We start from the raw sequence: 20,636 nt of genomic DNA, 5'->3' as shown, positions 1-20,636 counted from the left end.
GAAACGTCCTGTTTGAGTGGGATTAGATTCCACGTTGTCATGCAGGCTTTCGCTTCTCTAGCGCCTTGATAGTGACTTGCGTTGAATATCAATTATCAAAGTAAATGAGTGGTTTGTAAGTGGAGAAAAAAGCAACATCGCTCTGAATATCATGATTTGTTACGTTTTTATTCTTTGTGGTGGAGTGAGAATAGGAAGCGATTTATCACAGCAGAAAAGCATGCTATTCTTGTGCGCTAAAATTTTCTGAGACTATGAATTTAGACGGAGCAAATCATGGCTAGCCGTGGAGTTAACAAAGTTATATTAGTGGGTAACCTAGGTAATGACCCTGAAATTCGTTACATGCCAAATGGCGGTGCAGTAGCGAACATTACCATTGCAACGTCAGAGTCATGGCGTGACAAAGCAACTGGCGAACAGCGCGAAAAAACAGAATGGCACCGTGTTGCTCTGTTTGGCAAGCTGGCGGAAGTTGCTGGTGAGTACCTACGTAAAGGTTCCCAAGTTTACATTGAAGGTCAACTTCAAACGCGTAAATGGCAAGATCAAAGCGGTCAAGATCGCTACACAACAGAAGTCGTTGTTCAAGGCTTCAACGGTGTAATGCAAATGCTTGGCGGTCGTGCTCAAGGCGGTGCTCCTGCCCAAGGTGGTATGGGTAACAACCAACAGCAAGGTAGTTGGGGTCAGCCACAGCAGCCACAACAACAGCAGCAACAATACAGTGCGCCAGCTCAACAGCAGCCGAAAGCACCTCAACAAGCTCCTCAGCAGGCTCAACCTCAATATAATGAGCCGCCGATGGATTTTGATGATGACATCCCATTTTGAGGACTGTTTTTAATATATTATAAAAGCAGTATTAAATTGGAAGAAGCCGCGTTCGTCGCGGCTTTTTGTTACCTACAATTCTTAACGCTTTATTTACAACGTCAATTTATAGTATAAGTAGCAATACGGTATAATGTGAGTTGAAAAGGATTTCGTTATTCATGAGATATACCCCGACACTAAAATTGAGCACTCGATTGGTCGCATTTGTCACTGTGATAGTGATCAGTGCGATGTTCATTCTTTTTATTGGTGGCACACTCTCCTTTAAGCGTATTGGACAGGAATATTTAGACCATTATTTGGTTGGCATTGTCGACGTCGTAGATAAAGAGATGGAAGATCCAGATGCTGCGTATTCAATGCAACGTTGGATGCCGAAGATGTTGCAGGCAAGCAATATCGTTGAGATGAAACTCTCGAACCAAACAGGTATCGTTTATCGATTTAAAGATACCTCCCCACAAATTGATCCAAACCGTCTCTATGAGAGAAGCTTCATTTTAGACCGAAATGAAGGCTATCAAATCGAATTTAAAGCACTCCCCCCTTATATTGGTTACAACTATTCGATTGAAGCTATGTGGTCGATTACTTTGGCGGTGGCATTGATCCTTTTCTGTTTGGCTCGCGGTGTTCGTTGGTTAAAAGAACAGTTAATGGGATCAGAGATTTTGGAAGAGCGAGGGAGAATGATCCTTGCTGGGCAGGTTGAGGCTCATTCAAAAGGGGACGAGCGAGAATGGCCATATACGGCAAGTGAAGCGCTTGATGTATTGATTGAAGAGTTGAAAGATGCACGCCAAGAGCGAAGTCGCTTTGATACTTTTATTCGCACCCATACTTTTCTAGATAAGCTCACTGGTACAGCCAACCGAGTACTATTTGATAACAAACTTGAATCTGTACTGCATGAAAGTGGCGCTCGTGGAGGCGTTTTACTGATACGTATCGACGAGTGGGAACAAGTTCGAGATGCCAATGACAAGCAGATCACCGACGGATTTATTATTGAAGTTGGTGAAGTATTGTCGAATATTGTTCAGCGTTATCCCGATGTCATTTTTTCTCGCTATTACGAAGCAGACTTTGCTGTGTTTATTCCGCATCAAGGAACAAAGGATATTGCGACGTTGGCTGCTCAATGTTTAAGGCAATTAGATAAATTGACTCCGCCGGAGCCTTTGGAATCAGATAATTGGTGCCATATTGGTGTGACAATGTATACCGAAGGTGAACGCCATAGCCAAATTATGGATGAAACGGAAACGGCGTTAAAGAGCGCTCAGTTAGAGCGCATTAATAACTGGAGCCGTTACCCAAAAGAAAATAAAAGTGAGATAGACAGAGGCAGTGTTCGCTGGAGAACATTACTTGATAAAGCCCTGCTACCTGAAAATTTAGTAATCTTTGCTCAGCGGTGTTATCTTATGCCGGATTCAGGTCAAGCTAATGAATTGCATAAAGAAATATTTATTAGAATTCAAGATCCAGATAAAGGTCTATTGAAATCTTCTCGCTTTATGTCTGCGGTAGAACAAGTCGGTTATCAAGCTCAAATGGATCAATCGGTTTTGACGGTTTTATTTAAGTCGCTGAAAGTATCAACACAGCCTGTCAATTATTCGGTGAACTTGAGTGTCACTCCGTTTGCAAATAAATCACATTTTAAATGGTTCCGAAGTGAGTTGTTACAGCTCTCTGCTCAGCATCGTTCTCAGCTTGCTTTTGAATTTTCAGAAGGCCATCTAATTACTCACCTTGATTATATGCGACCAGTGGCGAAGATGTTACGAGGGTTAGGGTGTAAAGTGGTGGTTGGCCAAGCTGGGCGAACCATTGTTAGCACTCATTATATAAAGGATTTGAAGGTTGACTATATTAAGCTTCATCGAAGTTTGGTAAAGAAAATCGATCAAAGGCATGAAAACCAACTGTTTGTTCGAAGTCTGATTGGAGCATGCGGTGATTCTCCAACTGAAGTGATCGCGGTCGGAGTTGAGACAAAGCAAGAAAAGAATACCTTGATAGAGTTAGGCATTAACGGTTATCAAGGGAGATATTTCGACGAAGAACAACAAATAATTCCCTTGCCTACTCAAGGGGATAAGACAGTGAAAGCTGAATCCGTTGTAAAAGTCGGTCGAAGAAATCGATGGCGTAAGAGTAATAGTTAAGCATGAATTTTAAAGCGATTTTAGACAAAATAAAGCCAACGAATAATAGCGGTAGTTCTCAAGTTGTCCTTTTGGGCAATGATACCGTTTATATTTCATCGACTGAGTCAAAACCTCAAGTCACCAGTTTCCCTGTGGTTAACGGTGACTGGGAAAGTGCGCTGAAAAAATTGTTGAGCAGTGAATCGCTTACTAGTGATAGCCTTCAGCTAATTGTCTGTGCGAACTACTACCAAACCTATCAAATTGATAAACCGGACATTCCACAGAGTGAATGGTCGGTTGCATTGCCTTTTCTATTGAAAGATCTGATCTCTGAAAGGGTGGCTGATATTACAGCGAGTGCGGTAGCGCTACCGACCTCGAATAAGCTACAAGTGTATGTTTTGCCTAAAAAGCTATTGGACAAGCTTGTAAGCATTACTAATTCAGCACAAGTTGATCTTAAAGGTATTGCTCCCGAAGATGAAGTTTGGGGCTATAGTGCTGGTGAACTCTCTAATTTCATTCTTTTACAACGCAGCCCCAACTCACATTTTAAGCTTGGTGCATTTGTTGAAAACACGGTTTGCTTCCAAAGAACAATCCGCAGTGTTGTCCCCCCATTAACTGGTACCGCATCAAGTGCATTGCAGTTGGATGGTCTAGCTTTAGAACTCCAAAGGTCGATTGATTACCTTTCTTCTCAAATTAAAGGCACCCAACTTCATCAGTTAAAAATATGCTGTGATGAGGAAGATGAAGCTGAATTGCAGAGCGTGTTAAATAGCACATTGAGTTCGACCGTTTCTTTACTTGTTGAAGGTGAGCGCGAAAATTCAGAGAAATGGTTAGTTACGCTCGCGGCTGAAAAGAATGTTTTTAACGTTAATCTCTACCCTGAGCACCTTAAGCCTAAAAAAGAGTATTTCACTCTAGTGAATGTGGTTATGGTTTGGGGGCTTGTGTGTACCTTGTTGCTTGGCAGTTATTGTGTAATGCAGTATCAAGCATCGAGTTTGGATGAAGAGCTAGCAGCTTTACAATATGACTTGAATCAGCTTAACCAAGAAGTTAACCAATTAAATAGTAAGTTGGTTCAACATAAACCGTCTCCAGTGAAAGTAGCTGCGGTTGCTCGTCTCACTAGCGAGATACAAGCGAATAAAGAGGCTTTGAAGGCGGTCGGTCAATACGATGAATCCCAGCAAGTCGGGTATTCTGGTGTTATGAATTCCTTCGCTAAATTAGGGCGAAATGATATTTCGCTTTCGCATATCTACATGACTCACGAGACCCTAAAGCTTCGCGGTTTGGCTCGTGACGCTAATGTTGTTCCAAACTGGATTGGTCAGTTTAAAAATGAACTTAATTTAGTCGGGCGCACCTTTGAAAAGATAAAGATAGGTCGTAATGAGCAAGATGTGGTGACGTTTGAGTTAAGTACTCATAGGGAGAGTGAATAATGCAACTGTGGAACCAGCTTAGCGATAAGTTCCTTGCATTAAGCCTGAGAGAGAAATGGCTACTTTTCGTGTGTGGTCTAGTGGGCTTATCCATGCTTGTATTTACCTTATTGATTGAACCTGCATATCTTGATTTACAAGAAAAGAATGTGAAGTCGATGAGCCTTACGCAGTCAAATCAGAAACAACAAGGTGAATTACTTGTTCTACAAGCCAAGTTGAACAAAGACCCAGATAAAGAAATTGATCTTGAGTTAAAAAAACTATTGGTTGAGAGCCAAGAGCTATCATTTGAGCTCGCTGAAATCGTTGATAGGTTGGTTACGCCTTCTCAAATGGCGCAGTTATTAGAGAGCGTTCTTAATGCAGGTAATGGACTGAAGCTTGAGTCTTTAGAATCGTTACAACCAGAAGCTATTTCGGACAATCAAGAGAACAGTGACAATTCAAAGTACTTTCTCCATCCTGTTAGAATGGAGTTGACGGGTAGCTACTTCGATATTTTAATTTATCTTCAAGCACTTGAGTCACTTCCTGTGAGCTATTATTGGCGCACGTTTGAGTATTCAGTAGAAGAATATCCCAAAGCTCGACTTGTGTTCGAGGTTTACACCCTAGGTACCAGACAGGAGTTTATCGGTGGTTAGAACTCTAGTGTTATCTTTGCTGTTTGGTAGTTCAGTGGTATGGGCAGAACAAGACCCAACTGCGCCATTAGGTTGGCTTTCGCCCCAACAGCAATCAGCATCAGTTAAAAAGGCGCCAGTTCAATATCGTTTACCGTCTCTAGAGAGCATTGTTTGCAAGGGCGATACACCTTGTTATGCGATTATGAATGGTCAGATTCTCGAACAAGGAGAAACGATCAGAGGGTACCGAGTTAAGAACATAGATCCAGAGTACGTCACTCTGCAGAGAAGCTCTAAGCAGTGGAAATTAGAGATGTTCTCTTTAGATGTTAAGAATAATTAAGGTTAGAGTGAAGACATGCGTAAACTTGTAGTAGCAATTCTAGTGTCATCTTTAGTCGGCTGTTCGATGGGGCATAGAGATCCTGTTGAGATAAAAGAGTCTTTAAACGAATCTATTAATGAAGCGAATAGCAAAGCACTTCATGACTTACCTTCGTCGGTACAAGATGACCTTATGCCTCAGCTAAGTTCGGACTCTATGTCTCCGAGTGTGGAAACCGTCAAGCGCTTTCGTATTCAAGCAAAAGGTGTTGAAGCGAGAACCTTTTTTGCAAGCCTAGTGAAAGGTACTGAGTACAGTGCCGCGATTCATCCAAGCGTTGCTGGAAAACTTACTCTAAATCTAACAGACGTGACCTTAGATGAAGTTCTGGCTGTTGCTCAGGATATGTATGGTTACGATATTGAAAAACGTGGCAAAGTGATTCAAATTTATCCGGCTGGTTTGCGTACAGTCACGATTCCTGTGGATTACTTGCAAGTAAAGCGTTCTGGTCGTTCTTTAACGACGATTACTACTGGAACAATTTCCACTTCAGACTCTAACTCGAACTCATCTAACTCGAATTCTAATTCGTCTAACTCGAATTCAAACTCATCAAACTCGAACTCCAATTCGTCTAGCTCCACATCTAATGGTGGTACGGAGATTGAAACGATATCTGAAAGTGATTTTTGGCCGCAGCTTGAAGCGGCAGTCGCTCACTTAATTGGTTCTGGTGATGGGCAAAGCGTTGTGGTTACGCCACAAGCGAGTGTGATTACGGTACGTGCTTACCCCGATGAAATCCGAGAGGTTCGTGAGTTCCTTGGTATTTCTCAGAAACGTCTGCAGCGCCAAGTTATCTTGGAAGCCAAAATCATGGAAGTGACACTTAGTGACGGCTATCAACAAGGCATTAACTGGACCAAGATGTTTTCGTCGAACGGTACTAACTACACGCTAGGTATGGGTTCTATCGTTAAAAATGCAGCCGGTACGATCATCCCAGGCAAACTACCAGGCATGGACCCAATCGGTACCGCTTTAGGTGGTCAATCTAACCTCGTTGTTTCTGGTGGCAGCTTTGAAGCAGTATTGAGTTTTATGGATACACAGGGTGACTTGAATGTGTTATCTAGCCCAAGAGTGACAGCAGCTAATAACCAGAAAGCGGTTATAAAAGTGGGTATAGATAAATATTTCGTGACGAATTTATCAAGTTCGGTCGGTAGTGGTGATAACGCGAATGTTGCCCCTGAAGTTGAGCTAACCCCGTTCTTCTCCGGTATTTCTTTGGATGTGACGCCGCAGATCGATGATAAAGGAAATGTGTTCCTGCATGTTCACCCCGCAGTGATTGAGGTGGAAGAGGAAGTGAAAGAGCTTAATCTTGGCTCAACAACTGGTGTTGTGACGCTGCCGTTGGCTAAAAGCTCTATTCGTGAATCTGACTCCGTGATTCGAGCGCAAGATGGTGATGTGGTAGTTATTGGCGGATTGATGAAATCAAACACCAGTGACATGACTTCAAAAGTTCCATTTCTTGGTGATATCCCAGCACTCGGTCATTTGTTCCGTAATACCAGTCAACTCACTCAAAAAACTGAACTTGTTATTCTATTAAAGCCAACGGTTGTAGGTGTAAATACTTGGCAATCAGAAATGGAGCGTTCTCGAGATCTTTTACAAGAATGGTTCCCTGATGAATAGTAACCACTCACTTTATCAATGCAGATTGGTAGTGAATTACTAAGCTAGGTCGTCTTATGTATCAAGCTCATTTTGATTTTGAACAGTTACCATTTACGTTAACGCCGAATACCGATTTTTTTTATGGTTTAGCACCTCATTTTGAGGCAATTCAAACGGTCATTTCGGCGTTAGAAATGGGCGAGGGGGTAGTTAAGGTTACAGGGGAGGTCGGCACAGGCAAAACCATGGTGTGCCGAATGTTGGTCAATCATCTCAATGATTGTACTGCTTTAATCTACCTGCCTAACCCAGTGCTATCTGGGGCTGAATTACGACAAGCCGTGGCTAAAGAGCTTGGTTTGATTACCGATAATGAAGCCACCTTAGTGGATAACATTCAACATAAACTTATTGAATTGCATAACTCAGGCTTACGAGTGGTTGCGATTCTTGATGAGGCTCAGGCTTTGTCAGATGAAGCTCTAGAGACCTTAAGGTTGTTTGGTAACTTAGAAACTGAAGATAAAAAGCTGCTGCAAATTGTTCTATTAGGGCAGCCGGAATTGGATGCTCGATTAGAGGCTTATCATCTAAGGCAATTTCGTCAAAGAATCACATTCAGTTCGACACTGAGGCCACTGACTCTCGATGAAACAGTGGCTTACATTGATAACCGGATCGCTAAATCTGGTGGCAAATATGCTCCCTTTAGCCTGAGCCATAAAAAAGCGATCTGGCGCTCTTCTTTGGGGATCCCAAGGTTGATTAACCAGTTGTGTCATAAAGCTTTGTTGCTTGCTTTTAGTGAAGATAAGAAAAATATAGAAAACCAACATCTCTTTGCTGCAATGCATGAAACATACGATGTGTGTAAACCTAAATTTAAAACGCCAATGCTGTGGGGTTGGAACTAATTATGAGCGTCATTAATAACGCCTTGTCTGAATTGGCAAAAAAAGAGTCAACAGCATCGATTGAAGCTGCGGTGGTACCTAAAGTAAAAACACGCTCTCCATTGGTTTGGGTGGTCGCAGGTTTTACCCTTAGCTTGGCCATGGGGGGCTGGGCTATATCACAAGGCCCAGCTGTCGATAACTCAATATCAACTCGAGATATACAAGTTTCCGTTATTGATACTTCAGAAGGCAATTCAGAGGGTAGTCCTGAAACGGCCATTACTCAACCTGTATCCTCGCCGACTAAGAAGTTAGTGACGCTAGATTCAGCGAACCTTTCGGCTCACAACACGACGATACTAAAAAGTGCTCAAGCTAAATCGGATTCAGTCATTGCATCAACTCAGTCAGTTACAAAGCCTAAAGTAAACCCTGAATCTCAAGCCACACCTAAATCTCAAAGCGCACCTAAAGCTCAAAGTATACCTAAAGAAAAAGTAGCAAAGCCAATGCTTGTTGCTAGCGTGGCTAAAAAAGATCCCACACCAGTATCTAATCAACCTGAAACGTCTGGCGATTCAGAAAGCAATGGAATGTTGATTGAGCAGGTGGAACTAACGCCTGAACAACTTTCTATTAATGCTCAAGGCCGAGCTCAGAAGGCTCTTGATGCCAACGACCTTTCTGGAGCGTTGAAAGGTTATAACGAAGCGCTCCGTTATGATCCAAGAAATGAAGATGTCCGTCAGAAACTAGCAATTCTCTATTTTGGTAAAGGTGATACTCGCAAAGCGTATGAGTTATTTCAGTCGGGTATCAAACTCAATATCAACAGTGAAAAACTGCGCCTAGGTTTATCGAAGCTACTTGTGAAAGCCAATCAAGCGGAAGCTGCTTTGAGCCCATTAATACACTTACCGCCTAGTCCAACTCAAGACTACTTAGCAATGCGTGCTGCATTAAGTCAAAAGTCTCAGCAAGAAGATATTGCACTAGAGAGCTACCAAAAATTGACTGAGGTCGATTCAGATAATGCTCGCTGGTGGTTAGGTTTAGCGATTCAGCAAGAACGTCAGCTTGATTTCATAGCTGCAAAGCAATCATACCAAGGAGCATTGGTTAGAGTTGGGATCTCATCTCAGTCGCAAGGCTTTGTACGTGATCGTTTAAAAATAATCAATGCTTTAGAGGAGAGTAGCGATGCAAATTAGATTAAGAAAAAGGCTCGGTGATTTGCTCGTAGAAGAGGGCATCATTACTGAAGATCAAGTTGAACAAGCTCTGGCTGCTCAAAAAAGGACAGGCCGTAAGCTTGGTGATGCACTGATCGAGCTTGGCTTTTTATCAGAGCAGCAAATGCTCAGTTTCTTGTCGCAACAGCTTGCTATTCCTCTTATTGATATTAGCCGAGCTAATGTTGACGTCGAAGCTGTGCAGCTTTTACCTGAGGTTCATGCTCGCCGTCTTCGTGCTTTGGTCATTGGGCGTCAAGGTGACACATTGCGTGTTGCAATGAGTGATCCTGCCGATCTGTTTGCCCAAGAATCATTGCTTAGCCAACTAGGCGACTACGCACTCGAATTTGTCGTCGCACAAGAGAGACAATTGGTTGATGGTTTCGACCGTTATTACCGAAGAACCAAAGAGATTGCCTCATTTGCTGAGCAGCTTCATGCTGAGCATAAAGTTAATGAAGCCTTTGACTTTGATATCGCTGAAGAAGACAGCGACGAAGTTACGGTCGTTAAGCTAGTAAACTCGCTGTTTGAAGATGCTATTCAAGTTGGTGCGTCTGATATTCATATTGAACCAGATTCAAACGTATTACGTTTACGTCAGCGTATTGATGGTGTCCTGCATGAAACGTTGTTGAATGAAGTGAATATTGCTTCTGCACTGGTTTTGCGTTTGAAGCTGATGGCTAACCTCGACATTTCAGAGAAACGACTGCCTCAAGATGGTCGCTTTAATATTCGCGTTAAAGGTCAATCGGTCGATATTCGTATGTCGACTATGCCAGTACAGCACGGTGAGTCAGTGGTTATGCGTTTGCTTAATCAATCGGCTGGCCTACGTAAATTGGAGTTGTCAGGCATTCCGAGTGATTTGCTCGTTCGTCTTCGTCATCAATTACGCCGCCCACATGGCATGATTCTCGTAACCGGGCCTACGGGCTCAGGTAAAACAACGACTCTATACGGTGCGTTAAGTGAATTAAACGAACCGGGTAAAAAGATCATTACCGCTGAAGACCCTGTAGAATACCGTCTTCCTCGTGTGAATCAGGTTCAGGTAAACCCTAAGATTAACCTCAATTTCTCAACGATTTTGAGAACCTTCCTACGTCAGGATCCGGATATCATTCTTATTGGTGAGATGCGAGATCACGAAACCGTTGAAATTGGTTTGAGAGCGGCACTTACTGGTCACTTAGTGTTAAGTACTCTGCATACCAACGATGCAGTAGACAGTGCACTGCGTATGATGGACATGGGGGCTCCGGGTTATCTGGTAGCAAGTGCTGTTCGAGCCGTGGTCGCACAGCGGTTAGTTCGTAAGGTATGTACTGATTGCAAGGTTGATGATGAGCTGGATGAAGCGCGTAAGCAATGGTTGAGTGTTCGTTTCCCAAACCAGCGAGGTACGCCATTTATGAAAGGGCGTGGTTGTCAAAATTGTAATTTGACAGGCTACAGTGGTCGTATTGGTGTGTTTGAAATGTTGGAGCTCGATCAGCCTATGATGGATGCGCTTAGAGCCAATGATGCCGTTGGTTTTGCTCAAACGGCAAGGCAGTCTGAAAATTACAAACCGCTGTTAGCTTCTGCGATGGAATTGGCCATACAGGGGGTTGTGAGCTTTGATGAGGTAATGAACCTTGGCGAAGGCGATGCTTCTGGTGCCACTGATCCAATTTATCTGTAGGGGTAGAGTGATATGCCAACTTATCGTTATGTAGGTCGCAGTTCTGATGGCAGTCAAGTGACAGGCCAGTTGGATGCAAATACCGAAGATCTTGCTGCTGACAGTTTGATGAGTAAAGGGATCATTCCAACTTCGATTAAACTTGGAAAAAGTGGCGGTTCAATCCTGGATATGGATGTATCCAGTCTGTTCTCCCCGAATGTGCCTTTAGAGGTGTTGGTTCTGTTTTGCCGACAGTTGTATAGTTTAACTAAGGCGGGTGTTCCGCTATTAAGATCGATGAAAGGGTTAACTCAACATTGTGAAAATAAGCAACTGAAAGTAGCACTTGAAGAAGTGGTCGCTGAACTTACAAATGGTCGTGGATTAGCGGCATCGATGCAAATGCACCCTAAGGTATTTAGTTCATTGTTTGTATCGATGATCAGTGTTGGTGAGAATACAGGTCGTTTAGATCAGGCATTGTTACAACTGGCTGGATACTACGAACAAGAGGTTGAAACTCGAAAGCGAATCAAAACGGCAATGCGTTACCCAACGTTCGTGATTACTTTTATTACAATCGCTATGTTTGTCTTGAATATATTCGTGATTCCTCAGTTTTCGAGTATGTTCGCGCGTTTTGGGGTCGACTTACCACTTCCAACTCGTATTTTAATGGGGATGTCTGAGTTCTTTGTTAATTACTGGGGGTTAATGCTTGGATTAATCTTTGGTCTTGTTTTTGCTTTTAAAGCATGGGTTAAGACAGATAAAGGGTGGGAAAAGTGGGATCGGCTGCGCTTAAAAATGCCAGTGATTGGTGGGGTGGTCAATCGAGCTCTATTGTCGCGCTTCTCACGTACTTTTGCTTTGATGCTAAAAGCAGGTGTACCGCTTAACCAATCGTTATCGCTATCGGCTGAAGCTTTGGACAATCGTTTTTTAGAACTTCGTGTTCAAGGTATGAAATCGGCAATAGAAGCGGGAAGTACCGTTTCTTCTACCGCGATTAACAGCGAGATTTTCACACCACTCGTGATACAAATGATTTCTGTGGGTGAAGAAACGGGTCGTATTGATGAGTTGCTGCTTGAAGTTGCGGATTTTTACGACCGAGAGGTTGATTACGATCTAAAAACGTTAACCGCTAGAATTGAACCTATTCTGTTGACGATCGTTGCGGGAATGGTGCTGGTTTTAGCTCTGGGTATTTTCTTGCCAATGTGGGGAATGCTGGATGCAATCAAAGGTTAGGGGATGCTGAATAACCTACAGCGCTCACGTTTTGTTATTTGGGTTGCGGTTATTCTTTTTCTCGTTATGGGATTGCTTTCTGTATGGAAAACAGTAGAAGAAGAAGCAACGAACACGGCATTAATCGTTGCGAGCAAGCGAATTCTTGAGCAAGCGAATTTGTTCAAACAGCAGTATTTGTTATCTGGTGTGGCGCAAAAGAATGATGCGAAACCGCCAAAGACTTACAGCAGAACGGGGTGGGTTATGCCAATTCAAGACTCGGCTCGAAATTGCGGTTATTGGTTGGAGCAATTATATCCTAAGGGGCGTATTTTAGGTCTCAGCTCTCCAAACATTGAAGACAAAAGTGATAACATTCATTTTCATTGCCGTTATCATTATAGTGATAAGTATCAGATAGATATATTACTCAAAAAAGAAAGATTTAGTGTCAAAGTCAATATATTGGCCTTGTGAACGTATTGGCGCTGTTTTTATGGTTTTATGCATGGTCAAATGTATAATGCGCATTAGCAATTAGATGAGTAGGTAGAAAGTGCTTAAAAATCAAAAGGGTTTCTCCCTAGTCGAGTTAGTCATAGTGATTGTTGTTGTGGGTTTATTAGCTGTTGCAGCTTTACCCCGTTTCTTGGATGTGACAGACGAAGCCAAGAAAGCCAGTATTGAAGGTGTCGCGGGTGGTTTTGCGACAGGCGTACTTTCAGCAAGAGCGCAATGGGAAGCAGAAGCTCGTCCATCAGAAAGAATTGGTGTTGAAATATACAATACTGTAAATTACGATGGTGTTGATTTTTGGCTAACCAGATCAACAAGTAGCAATGGAAGCACTAATTTTAGAGACGGCTACCCATGGTCTATAAACACAAATTCAGCTTCAGCTCCGTCTAATGATGTGACTGATGCTTCGTGTGTCGATTTAATGGAAAATCTACTTCAGAATCCTCCTAAAGTTGGAACATTAACCAATGTGGCTAATGGTTCGAATTACAAATATTCAGCGCAAGCGGATAATAGCAATGACTACTGCACTTACGTTCAATTGGAAGGCGGTACTCAGCATCAATTCGTTTACGAGATTAGAACTGGTCGTGTGACCGTAACACTGCAGTAAACCTGCGTTTAAATATACATAGAGAGAAAAGACTATGAAAAAACAAAGCGGTTTCACCCTAATAGAACTAGTGGTGGTAATTGTTATTCTAGGTATTCTTGCAGTTACTGCAGCACCTCGTTTTTTAAATTTACAAGGTGATGCTCGTACGTCGTCACTGCAAGGCCTGCGTGGCGCAATGGCTGGCGCGACAGGTATTGTGTATGGCGGTTCGGCAGTTGCTGGAGAAGAAGCTTTAGGGAAAACACAAGCTGACGGTGATGCTAATACACCACCACTATCTAATGGCGTTACTACTCACTTTGGCTTCCCTACAGCTAATACTGCTGGTATTGAAGCTGCTGTCACTGGTTTAACTGGTACCGACTGGGTTGCTGTAGCTGTGAGTTCAACAGGTGTTACTCCCACTTCTGTTGCATACTCATTTGCGGGAACAAACCCACTGCAACCAAGCAATGGTTTTGTATACGATGCAACTACACCTGCTAATAACAATGGCTGTTTTGTCATTTATGTTGAAGCTGCCAATGCCACAATACCTGCATTTGTTGATGTTGTCACTACTGGTGCGAATGGCTGTTAATAGTATTGTCATGGAATATCAAGGCCAGCATTGCTGGCCTTTTTTCTGTCTGAAATTCACGTAAGCAACAAAGACAACTTCCTTTCCCTGAGTTACACTTAATCTTCAAACTATCAAATATTTAGCGGATTGGATTTCGGTGAATCAATTCAATAGAACATACAGAAGCATCGGGTTTCAGCAACAAGGTTTTACTTTAGTCGAGCTAATCATTGTGATCTTGTTGATCGCGATTGTCTCTGCCTACGCTGCTAGCCGTTTTTCCGGAAGGGATAGTTTTTCTGCCTTTGCTGCTCAAGAGCAAGTAACTTCTGTTGTCCGCCAAGTTCAAGTGAATCGTATGCAGTCCAATGTGGACCTTGGGGCCGTCGTTGGAGAGAGCAATTTTATTCTCGCTATCGTTGGAAATTGTATCGGCTCGGAAGTGAGCTGTACCGCGCGAAGCCAAGCGCGGAGTGATTGGGTTATGCTCAACGGAGTTAACTTAACGGCTGCATCTGATACCACTCCCGCTATTCCTCTATCTCTAGTTAACTTTGATTTATTAGGTAACCCTACAACAGGTGAAACACCTGCAGGCGTTGTCGTTAACGTTGCAGCTGGTGTGGTGATTACGATTACTTCAAATGTGAATACCTGCCGTGTGGAAATTAACGCGCAAGGTTATGTCGAAAATGGGGTGTGCTCATGAATAGTATTCATAAATCACCTGTAAAAGAACGTGGTTTTACATTAATTGAAAGTGTGATTGTGATTGTGGTTATGGGGCTCGCGATGATGACCATCATAAACTTTTTAGCGCATCAGGTTAGTCGATCTGGTGATCCTCATTATCAGACTCGTTCAGCCGCGCTAGGGCAAAGTGTGATGTCGATAATTCTTGCTCGAGGGTTCGATGAAAATAGTGACTTTGGTGGCGGGGAACTTAGATGTGGTGAGGGGGCTGCTGTCGGTGTTAATTGCACAGCTGAAGCGAGATTGGGCCCTGAAGAGACTGATATTGCCCTATACAATGATGTCGATGACTATGATGGATGTTGGGAACCCGATGCTGATGTCGCAAACCTCTGTCGAGATTTAAACGAACTTATTGGCGAAGATGGCGCAACAACCTACAACAACTACCGCCTAGATATTGATGTGACGTACCAAACTGTCGATCAACTAAAAAGAATCAACCTAACGATCTCGGCCTCAAATTATCCTCCTATCGTGCTGGATGCCTATCGAGGGAATTACTAATGAGAAGGCAAGGTTTCACTCTTATTGAAATGATTATCACCATGATTGTTGGTAGCATTTTAGTTGTAGGCATTGCTGGGTTTGTTGAGTTAGGTGCGCGTGGCTATGCGGACACCGTAGATAGGCAGCGTTTACAAACTCAAGCAAAGTTTGTCTTAGAAAAAATCACTCGTGAAGTGCGTCATGCTGTACCTAATATGTTCAATCAGAATGCTGTTGTCCCTGGATCTCGCTGTGTTTCATTTTTCCCTATCGTTACCTCTGGTATTTATGCGATGTCGGGCGATGATATTCAATTTGTCACGGCTGATAATGCACTGACGGCCGCTGTTCTAGTCCCGTTATCTTTAGTGATAAATCCTACAGAAGCGGCGCCGACCAATAATATTTTCCCCTTAGCTACTGTAACTGCAACCAATAATACTTTCTTGCTTGCTAATGAGTCTGTAAACCTTGTGGGTAATTCGGTTTCAAATCGACATTATATTTACAATCCTAATGGCCGCGTCACCTATTGCATTGTGAATGGCCGAGTATGGAGAAGTGAAGGTAATGGCGCGCTAATCCCAATTTCGGATACGGGAGTGACTGGGGATTTAGACTATCAACCCGCAAATGTTCAGCGTAATGGTATCGTCCATCTTGAGTTTGAATTTAGAAACCAAGTCGGGGATGAACTGACCAATTTCCAGCAAGACATACAGGTGATCAATGTTCCTTAAAAAAAGACAAGTCGGAAGCCTGTATATTGTCGTCATCTTTGTCTTGGTGGTGATGGGTTTTCTGGCGACAACCTTAAATCGCATAGAGTGGTCCAATCATGACGCACATACAAAAGATGTGATTGGTACTCAAGCCCATCTTTTAGCTCATTCGGCAATAGAGCGAGCCTTAATGCAGATATATCCACCTAGAGCCAACACAACGGTTTCATTTGATGTGGCTGCAGAGTGTGCAAACTTGAATGGAACAGCAATGAACTTCGCAACGACAATTACATGTGCAGATGTTCAAATAACGTGCTCACCAACAGGTGGTCAACTTGTCGATAGTTCTCAGTTATACACAGTAAGAGCGGTCGCAATGTGCGGAACGGGTGTGAATTTAATGCAACGTAGTCAAGATGTGTGGGTGAGGGGAGTAATATAAATGCGCCTACTTAGTAGAGTTAGCCTCGTATTTTTTATTCTTTTTAGTGTGTTGTTTCAAACTAATGCATTGGCTAATCAGTGTTTATCTAAAGGGGCATGGGTAGATGCTCGAAATGGTTTTTGTTTCACTTTTCAAATTGATTCTGATGGAAAAAATCGTGCTCGTTTGGAAGGAACTTACTATTTCCCAATTTGGACCGATGATACTGTTTATCAAGGTTATAGCTCTAATGTTTATGAAAGAGACTATGTATCAGAAAGAAAACAAAGAACTTTCCAAGTTAAATTTACACGAACTTCAAATTATAATGCTAGGCATATTAAAGGCATAATTACCTACTCTGTTGATGGAGTAGTAAAAGGTTCTCCTTTTGCGATCAATTTGTCTCAAAAAACAGGTGTTGATAAATTTTACCCATATTTGAGATTGAACTTAAAAGGAACACAATTTTACGATAGCGATAAATATTGTATTAGTAGTGGTAGCTGTGGAGCATTACCTCCTCCACCCGTAACAAAATTTGATGATGCTCGCTTTGAGTTCGGTCGTTTGGACTCAGCCAACTGTAAAGCTAGCGATTGCACGATCACCTTCAATAAAACCTATAGAACGACTCCATTGGTATTTCTTATGCCAACGATTGATCCTGTTAATCCTGATAGTGATGCGCCTGCAACACTTTCTATAAAAAACATCAGTTCAACGCAAGCGACATTCCACCAAGAAGTTGCTCCTCAACACTGGAATTACAATCTTGCTTCAAAACCAATGTCTTCGATTAGTTACCTTGTGGTTGAACCCGGCACTATAACATTCAGTGATGGACATAAGGCAATTGCAGGTTACCTCGATACCAAAGCGTATCAAGCGCATGGAAAAAAAAGCGATCCTAAGTGGGAGTCAGTCCCTTATTCAAGGTTTAGCTCACATCGAATAGGGGATGATGATCCCGTTGTATTTGCTCAGATTAATAGCTCGACGAACCGATGGTTAACTGCCGGCATTGATGACGTAAATCAAACGAGTGCCAAATTCTATTTAGAGCTGACTCGTGTGGATACAAATAACCCGCCTTCTCAGCCAGAAAAAATAGCGTTTTTAATTTCAGATGAACATGATGGCACGTCAAACGGAATTAATTATGAGTTTGGCCGCATTTCTCTTGATGATGACAGCGGATCCTCAAAACCTATCCTTAAATCTTGTAATGATATGCATGATCTTGAAAACGAATATCAGTCCCTACCTGGAATTGTCGCAAGTAAAGTCACCCGTAAAGGAGGCCAAGGTGGTTGGTTGAGACTTTGTAGCGTGAAGCATAACGGCAGTGACGATAATGACTATCAAGTAGGACTTGTTGTTGATGAAGATCTGTCTCTGAGTGGTTCAAAAGGATGGAGGTCTCATACTGACGAAAAGATCGGGTACTTTGCTTTTCAAGTCAATAAGCTCCCTAAGTTTACGAAAAACTACTGTTCGGCTTTTCCTTCTGCAGTTCAAGGTTGGAGAAACTCGTCAGGTAGCAGTATTGAGATGTGGAACCAATCTAAAATTACCAATGCGTTATTGGAGGCTGGCCAAAGAAAGGTCGGGTTTGGAAGTGCTCAATTTGGGAATGCAGTGAAATGTGATGGGATATCGTGTACTAACGATCCCACAAAGCAAATTGTACAATCTAAACTGGATGATTTCCTGATAACAAATTCAGGTAGTGATATCTGGAATACAACAAAAACGTTAACACCTTTATCTCAAAAGAGCTTATCAATTGGTCAGTCAACCGTGACACTGACTGCTGGCGACTACTATTTTAATTCTTTGAATATCAATACCCACTCTTCCTTGAATATTCAAGGGAAGGTGATTATTCATACTCGATACTTAAATTTATCGAATAATTCAAGGATTAATAATTCAGGTAATGCAGATAACCTTGTAATAGTTGGGTATGACCCTACTAAAGGTTCATCTGGACAAACGTGCCCTGCATATGGTTGTGAAATGGATTTATCCAGTCAATCACAAATCAAAGCATTGATTTACAGCGAGGGGGAGGTTCGGTTATCTAATGGATCACATGTGTACGGTGCGGTTACCGTTCGTGACCTTCATATGAGTGGAGCATCTCAGATTACCGGGGAAAGCCAATGTTTTTCTGAGCCAGAGTTGGTTATTACTCCAGGCTCTAGCTCTGGGTTAGCTTGTACCGGTATTCCTATAAACTTTAAGTTGGTCGATAAAATAACCAAGCAACCTGTCAATAATTACACTGGGACGCTTGATGTTACCATTCCAAATAACAGCTCGGGTGATGCGTGTTGGTTAAATTCTGATAACTCCTGCTCTACGTCATTGACTCATGATTTCGTCGCAGGGCAGATGGCTACTTACACCAAATCCCTGTCAAGTATTGGTCTATCTCCGGTTTCAATTTCTGCTTCGATTCGAGGGCAAAGTAACATAAGTGCAACAGGTGGACCTTATCAATTTGTACCTTATGGATTTAAAATTGAAGATAAACAAAGGGTTGATGGAGGTAAGGGGCAGGTTGCTTTCCGAACATTTGAGACCGAAGTTACCGCAGTGGCATCAGGAGCGGCTAACCCAAGGGCGTGTCAGAAAATATCGGATTATGATGGAGCTAAATCGCTTTATGCTTCCTATGAGCAGATAACTCAAGGCAATAGTGGTTGGAATAATGAGCTATTTCTCAATTCGTATAGCATCAAGGTCGGTAGTTCACCTTTAAATGGAACCAAAGTGAACAATATTGCCTTTAAAAATGGTGTTGCAAAACTGACTTCTCAATACTGGTCGGCTGGTCATATAAAACTTCATTTGGCAGATGCTGACTGGCAGCCCTCGAATCAATCTATACCCAATTGGAAAGGCTTACAGAGTTCTATTGATGTGTATGTTAGGCCATTTGCTTTGGTGAGTTGCCAAGATAACTCCGGTGTACCAAATGCCCCATTCCCTTCCGGTAGCTCAACAGGAGGAGCTTCATTTATCGCTGCAGGTGAAACCGCTTATTTAGCCGTTAGTGCGATTGCTTGGGAGCCTAGTGCTGATCGTAATAATGACGGTCTCATTGACAGTTCATTTTCGGGGGATTTATGTAGGGCTCTTTCAGTATCTGGCTTTGATGATGAAGTTGTGTATGTCAATTATGCTCTTGAAAGCCCGAGTAATGGCCATAATGGCGTATTAAGCGTTGGTAATAAAAACAGTGGTGATGAATTGTCACCGCAACCTATCCCTGCTGATATGTGGTTGAATGGCTACGCGTATAAGAGCTTAGCTTGGTCTGAAGTAGGTAGCATTAAACTATGGGCAGACAAACCGGACTACCTGAATGGGATGACGGTGCCAGGTTATAAAACAACCGCTGGTCGTTTTTATCCTAAATATTTTCAAGTGGTGAACAATGCGGTGTGGGATTACCCGGGGAATCAATCATATGCATACATGAATCAGCCTTTTGACGGCGTTACATTTGATGTGGAAGCACTGAGTCTACAACTCACTGCGGTGAAGAACTATGGATATTTTAATCCAACAATTACCGCTAACTTTGCTTTGTATGAGGCTAACCCTGTTTTTGTCAGTCGTTTTCATTCTGGGACTCCGAGTAAGTCGTGGGCTTCCGCCTCGGATAAGAGTATTGGCACATTTACGCTACATGAGAATTCGCCTTCTACTAACTGTGCTAGCGAGTTGTGTTGGGCTAAAGCATCATCGGTTGATGGCTATGAGGATGGACCATTCAATACCGCGGTAAGTGCAACCTCGACGATTTCAATTGATGCTGTGGGGAACAACGTCGATCCTATTAGCTATCACTATAATGGTACTCCTCGATTACTAACGGTTCAGCCTACTATTCGATTTGGTCGCGCTGTAATAGATAGCGTTGGTGGAGTTGCTGGTGGTGGTATGAATATACCGCTCCGCATAGAGCATTGGACCGGAACAAGTTTTGCCACTCATGAAGGTGATAACTCGACGAATTTAGCCGGTATAAATACGGAAGGTGACAACCGAGATATCTGGGTTGAAACGGGAGCTACGGCCGCTGATGTAAATCTTTTAGGGGGCGGTGGTGTTGTGAATGGTATATCTAACTCTATACAGGTTGTTCAAGCGCCAATAGATCCAGAGGTTAGGCAACAAACACAGGTTTGGTTGGAGCTAAATAGCGGTGTAAATGCCGCTCCTTGGCTCCGTTATCGCTGGCAAGATCCTAACCGGGTGGAAGTTGCTGGTGAAGAAGATCCCTCAACAGTAGTCACCTTTGGCATCCATCGCGGGAACGATCGTGTGATCTACCGAGGTGAAAGTGGCTTAATAGGTCAGCAATAATATGATTTTTTGGCTGTTAAGTTA

Annotated in this window: 18 protein-coding genes; all 18 read left to right on the top strand. The window is 42.7% G+C overall.

The features are described 5' to 3' along the window. Positions 1 to 276: 276 nt before the first annotated feature. The 18 genes from AB6D07_RS06860 to AB6D07_RS06775 all read left to right on the top strand — a co-directional run bounded on the left by AB6D07_RS06860 (position 277) and on the right by AB6D07_RS06775 (position 20,612). Positions 277 to 834, top strand: coding sequence for a single-stranded DNA-binding protein (locus tag AB6D07_RS06860; RefSeq protein ID WP_009847868.1), 558 nt, complete (start codon positions 277 to 279; stop codon positions 832 to 834). A gap of 161 nt (positions 835 to 995) precedes the next feature. Next, positions 996 to 3,011 (top strand): RNase E specificity factor CsrD, encoded by a 2,016-nt coding sequence (gene csrD / locus AB6D07_RS06855; RefSeq protein WP_017102908.1) that lies wholly within the window; start codon positions 996 to 998, stop codon positions 3,009 to 3,011. A gap of 2 nt (positions 3,012 to 3,013) precedes the next feature. Beyond that, positions 3,014 to 4,456, top strand: coding sequence for a hypothetical protein (locus AB6D07_RS06850; RefSeq protein ID WP_017102909.1), 1,443 nt, complete (start codon positions 3,014 to 3,016; stop codon positions 4,454 to 4,456). Then, positions 4,456 to 5,103, top strand: coding sequence for a type 4a pilus biogenesis protein PilO (gene pilO, locus AB6D07_RS06845; protein WP_017102910.1), 648 nt, complete (start codon positions 4,456 to 4,458; stop codon positions 5,101 to 5,103). Before AB6D07_RS06850 ends, pilO begins: the two co-directional genes overlap by 1 nt. Beyond that, positions 5,096 to 5,428 carry a hypothetical protein gene (locus AB6D07_RS06840; protein WP_017102911.1) on the top strand — a complete coding sequence of 111 codons (333 nt, stop codon included), beginning with the start codon at positions 5,096 to 5,098 and terminating at the stop codon, positions 5,426 to 5,428. Before pilO ends, AB6D07_RS06840 begins: the two co-directional genes overlap by 8 nt. 15 nt (positions 5,429 to 5,443) lie before the next feature. Beyond that, positions 5,444 to 7,120: a pilus (MSHA type) biogenesis protein MshL gene (gene mshL / locus AB6D07_RS06835; RefSeq protein ID WP_017102912.1), complete on the top strand. Its 1,677-nt coding sequence runs from the start codon at positions 5,444 to 5,446 to the stop codon at positions 7,118 to 7,120. A gap of 56 nt (positions 7,121 to 7,176) precedes the next feature. Beyond that, positions 7,177 to 8,016, top strand: coding sequence for an ExeA family protein (locus tag AB6D07_RS06830; protein ID WP_017102913.1), 840 nt, complete (start codon positions 7,177 to 7,179; stop codon positions 8,014 to 8,016). Between the two features lie 2 nt (positions 8,017 to 8,018). Next, positions 8,019 to 9,209, top strand: a complete 1,191-nt coding sequence (locus AB6D07_RS06825) for a tetratricopeptide repeat protein (protein ID WP_032500660.1) — start codon at positions 8,019 to 8,021, stop codon at positions 9,207 to 9,209. Beyond that, positions 9,199 to 10,923: a GspE/PulE family protein gene (locus tag AB6D07_RS06820; protein WP_017098885.1), complete on the top strand. Its 1,725-nt coding sequence runs from the start codon at positions 9,199 to 9,201 to the stop codon at positions 10,921 to 10,923. The genes AB6D07_RS06825 and AB6D07_RS06820 overlap by 11 nt, the downstream gene beginning before the upstream one ends. A 12-nt stretch (positions 10,924 to 10,935) precedes the next feature. After that, the gene (locus tag AB6D07_RS06815) at positions 10,936 to 12,159 is read left to right on the top strand and encodes a type II secretion system F family protein (protein WP_017102915.1); all 1,224 of its coding nucleotides are present in this window, start codon (positions 10,936 to 10,938) and stop codon (positions 12,157 to 12,159) included. A 3-nt stretch (positions 12,160 to 12,162) separates the two neighbouring features. Next, positions 12,163 to 12,618: an MSHA biogenesis protein MshF gene (locus AB6D07_RS06810; protein ID WP_372091515.1), complete on the top strand. Its 456-nt coding sequence runs from the start codon at positions 12,163 to 12,165 to the stop codon at positions 12,616 to 12,618. Between the two features lie 79 nt (positions 12,619 to 12,697). Continuing rightward, positions 12,698 to 13,273, top strand: coding sequence for a prepilin-type N-terminal cleavage/methylation domain-containing protein (locus AB6D07_RS06805; RefSeq protein ID WP_017102916.1), 576 nt, complete (start codon positions 12,698 to 12,700; stop codon positions 13,271 to 13,273). 34 nt (positions 13,274 to 13,307) lie between these two features. After that, positions 13,308 to 13,856: a type II secretion system protein gene (locus AB6D07_RS06800; RefSeq protein ID WP_017102917.1), complete on the top strand. Its 549-nt coding sequence runs from the start codon at positions 13,308 to 13,310 to the stop codon at positions 13,854 to 13,856. A gap of 139 nt (positions 13,857 to 13,995) precedes the next feature. Then, the gene (locus AB6D07_RS06795; RefSeq protein ID WP_017102918.1) at positions 13,996 to 14,547 is read left to right on the top strand and encodes a prepilin-type N-terminal cleavage/methylation domain-containing protein; all 552 of its coding nucleotides are present in this window, start codon (positions 13,996 to 13,998) and stop codon (positions 14,545 to 14,547) included. Continuing rightward, entirely contained in the window at positions 14,538 to 15,098 is a 561-nt protein-coding gene (locus AB6D07_RS06790; RefSeq protein WP_017102919.1) for a prepilin-type N-terminal cleavage/methylation domain-containing protein, read from the top strand. The genes AB6D07_RS06795 and AB6D07_RS06790 overlap by 10 nt, the downstream gene beginning before the upstream one ends. Then, complete coding sequence (locus AB6D07_RS06785; protein ID WP_017102920.1) at positions 15,098 to 15,820, top strand: PilW family protein; 723 nt, start codon at positions 15,098 to 15,100, stop codon at positions 15,818 to 15,820. Before AB6D07_RS06790 ends, AB6D07_RS06785 begins: the two co-directional genes overlap by 1 nt. Next, positions 15,810 to 16,247, top strand: a complete 438-nt coding sequence (locus tag AB6D07_RS06780) for a hypothetical protein (protein WP_017102921.1) — start codon at positions 15,810 to 15,812, stop codon at positions 16,245 to 16,247. Before AB6D07_RS06785 ends, AB6D07_RS06780 begins: the two co-directional genes overlap by 11 nt. After that, a complete protein-coding gene (locus AB6D07_RS06775) occupies positions 16,248 to 20,612 on the top strand; it encodes a DUF6701 domain-containing protein (protein WP_241810836.1) in 4,365 nt (1,454 codons plus the stop codon). It abuts the gene before it with no gap. The last annotated feature ends 24 nt before the right edge of the window (positions 20,613 to 20,636 follow it).

Source organism: Vibrio sp. 10N.239.312.C11, from assembly GCF_041466065.1.
Taxonomy (GTDB): Bacteria; Pseudomonadota; Gammaproteobacteria; order Enterobacterales; family Vibrionaceae; genus Vibrio; species Vibrio tasmaniensis_A.
This window is presented reverse-complemented; position numbering and strand designations above follow the sequence as displayed.

Excerpts from the sequence above, each read along its gene's own strand:
- pilO (WP_017102910.1), top strand. The coding sequence starts at position 4,456 with ATGCAACTGTGGAACCAGCTTAGCGATAAGTTCCTTGCATTAAGCCTG.
- AB6D07_RS06800 (WP_017102917.1), top strand. The coding sequence starts at position 13,308 with ATGAAAAAACAAAGCGGTTTCACCCTAATAGAACTAGTGGTGGTAATT.
- AB6D07_RS06820 (WP_017098885.1), top strand. The coding sequence starts at position 9,199 with ATGCAAATTAGATTAAGAAAAAGGCTCGGTGATTTGCTCGTAGAAGAG.
- AB6D07_RS06775 (WP_241810836.1), top strand. The coding sequence starts at position 16,248 with ATGCGCCTACTTAGTAGAGTTAGCCTCGTATTTTTTATTCTTTTTAGT.
- AB6D07_RS06815 (WP_017102915.1), top strand. The coding sequence starts at position 10,936 with ATGCCAACTTATCGTTATGTAGGTCGCAGTTCTGATGGCAGTCAAGTG.
- AB6D07_RS06810 (WP_372091515.1), top strand. The coding sequence starts at position 12,163 with ATGCTGAATAACCTACAGCGCTCACGTTTTGTTATTTGGGTTGCGGTT.
- AB6D07_RS06850 (WP_017102909.1), top strand. The coding sequence starts at position 3,014 with ATGAATTTTAAAGCGATTTTAGACAAAATAAAGCCAACGAATAATAGC.
- AB6D07_RS06830 (WP_017102913.1), top strand. The coding sequence starts at position 7,177 with ATGTATCAAGCTCATTTTGATTTTGAACAGTTACCATTTACGTTAACG.
- AB6D07_RS06780 (WP_017102921.1), top strand. The coding sequence starts at position 15,810 with ATGTTCCTTAAAAAAAGACAAGTCGGAAGCCTGTATATTGTCGTCATC.
- AB6D07_RS06825 (WP_032500660.1), top strand. The coding sequence starts at position 8,019 with ATGAGCGTCATTAATAACGCCTTGTCTGAATTGGCAAAAAAAGAGTCA.
- AB6D07_RS06860 (WP_009847868.1), top strand. The coding sequence starts at position 277 with ATGGCTAGCCGTGGAGTTAACAAAGTTATATTAGTGGGTAACCTAGGT.
- csrD (WP_017102908.1), top strand. The coding sequence starts at position 996 with ATGAGATATACCCCGACACTAAAATTGAGCACTCGATTGGTCGCATTT.
- AB6D07_RS06785 (WP_017102920.1), top strand. The coding sequence starts at position 15,098 with ATGAGAAGGCAAGGTTTCACTCTTATTGAAATGATTATCACCATGATT.
- mshL (WP_017102912.1), top strand. The coding sequence starts at position 5,444 with ATGCGTAAACTTGTAGTAGCAATTCTAGTGTCATCTTTAGTCGGCTGT.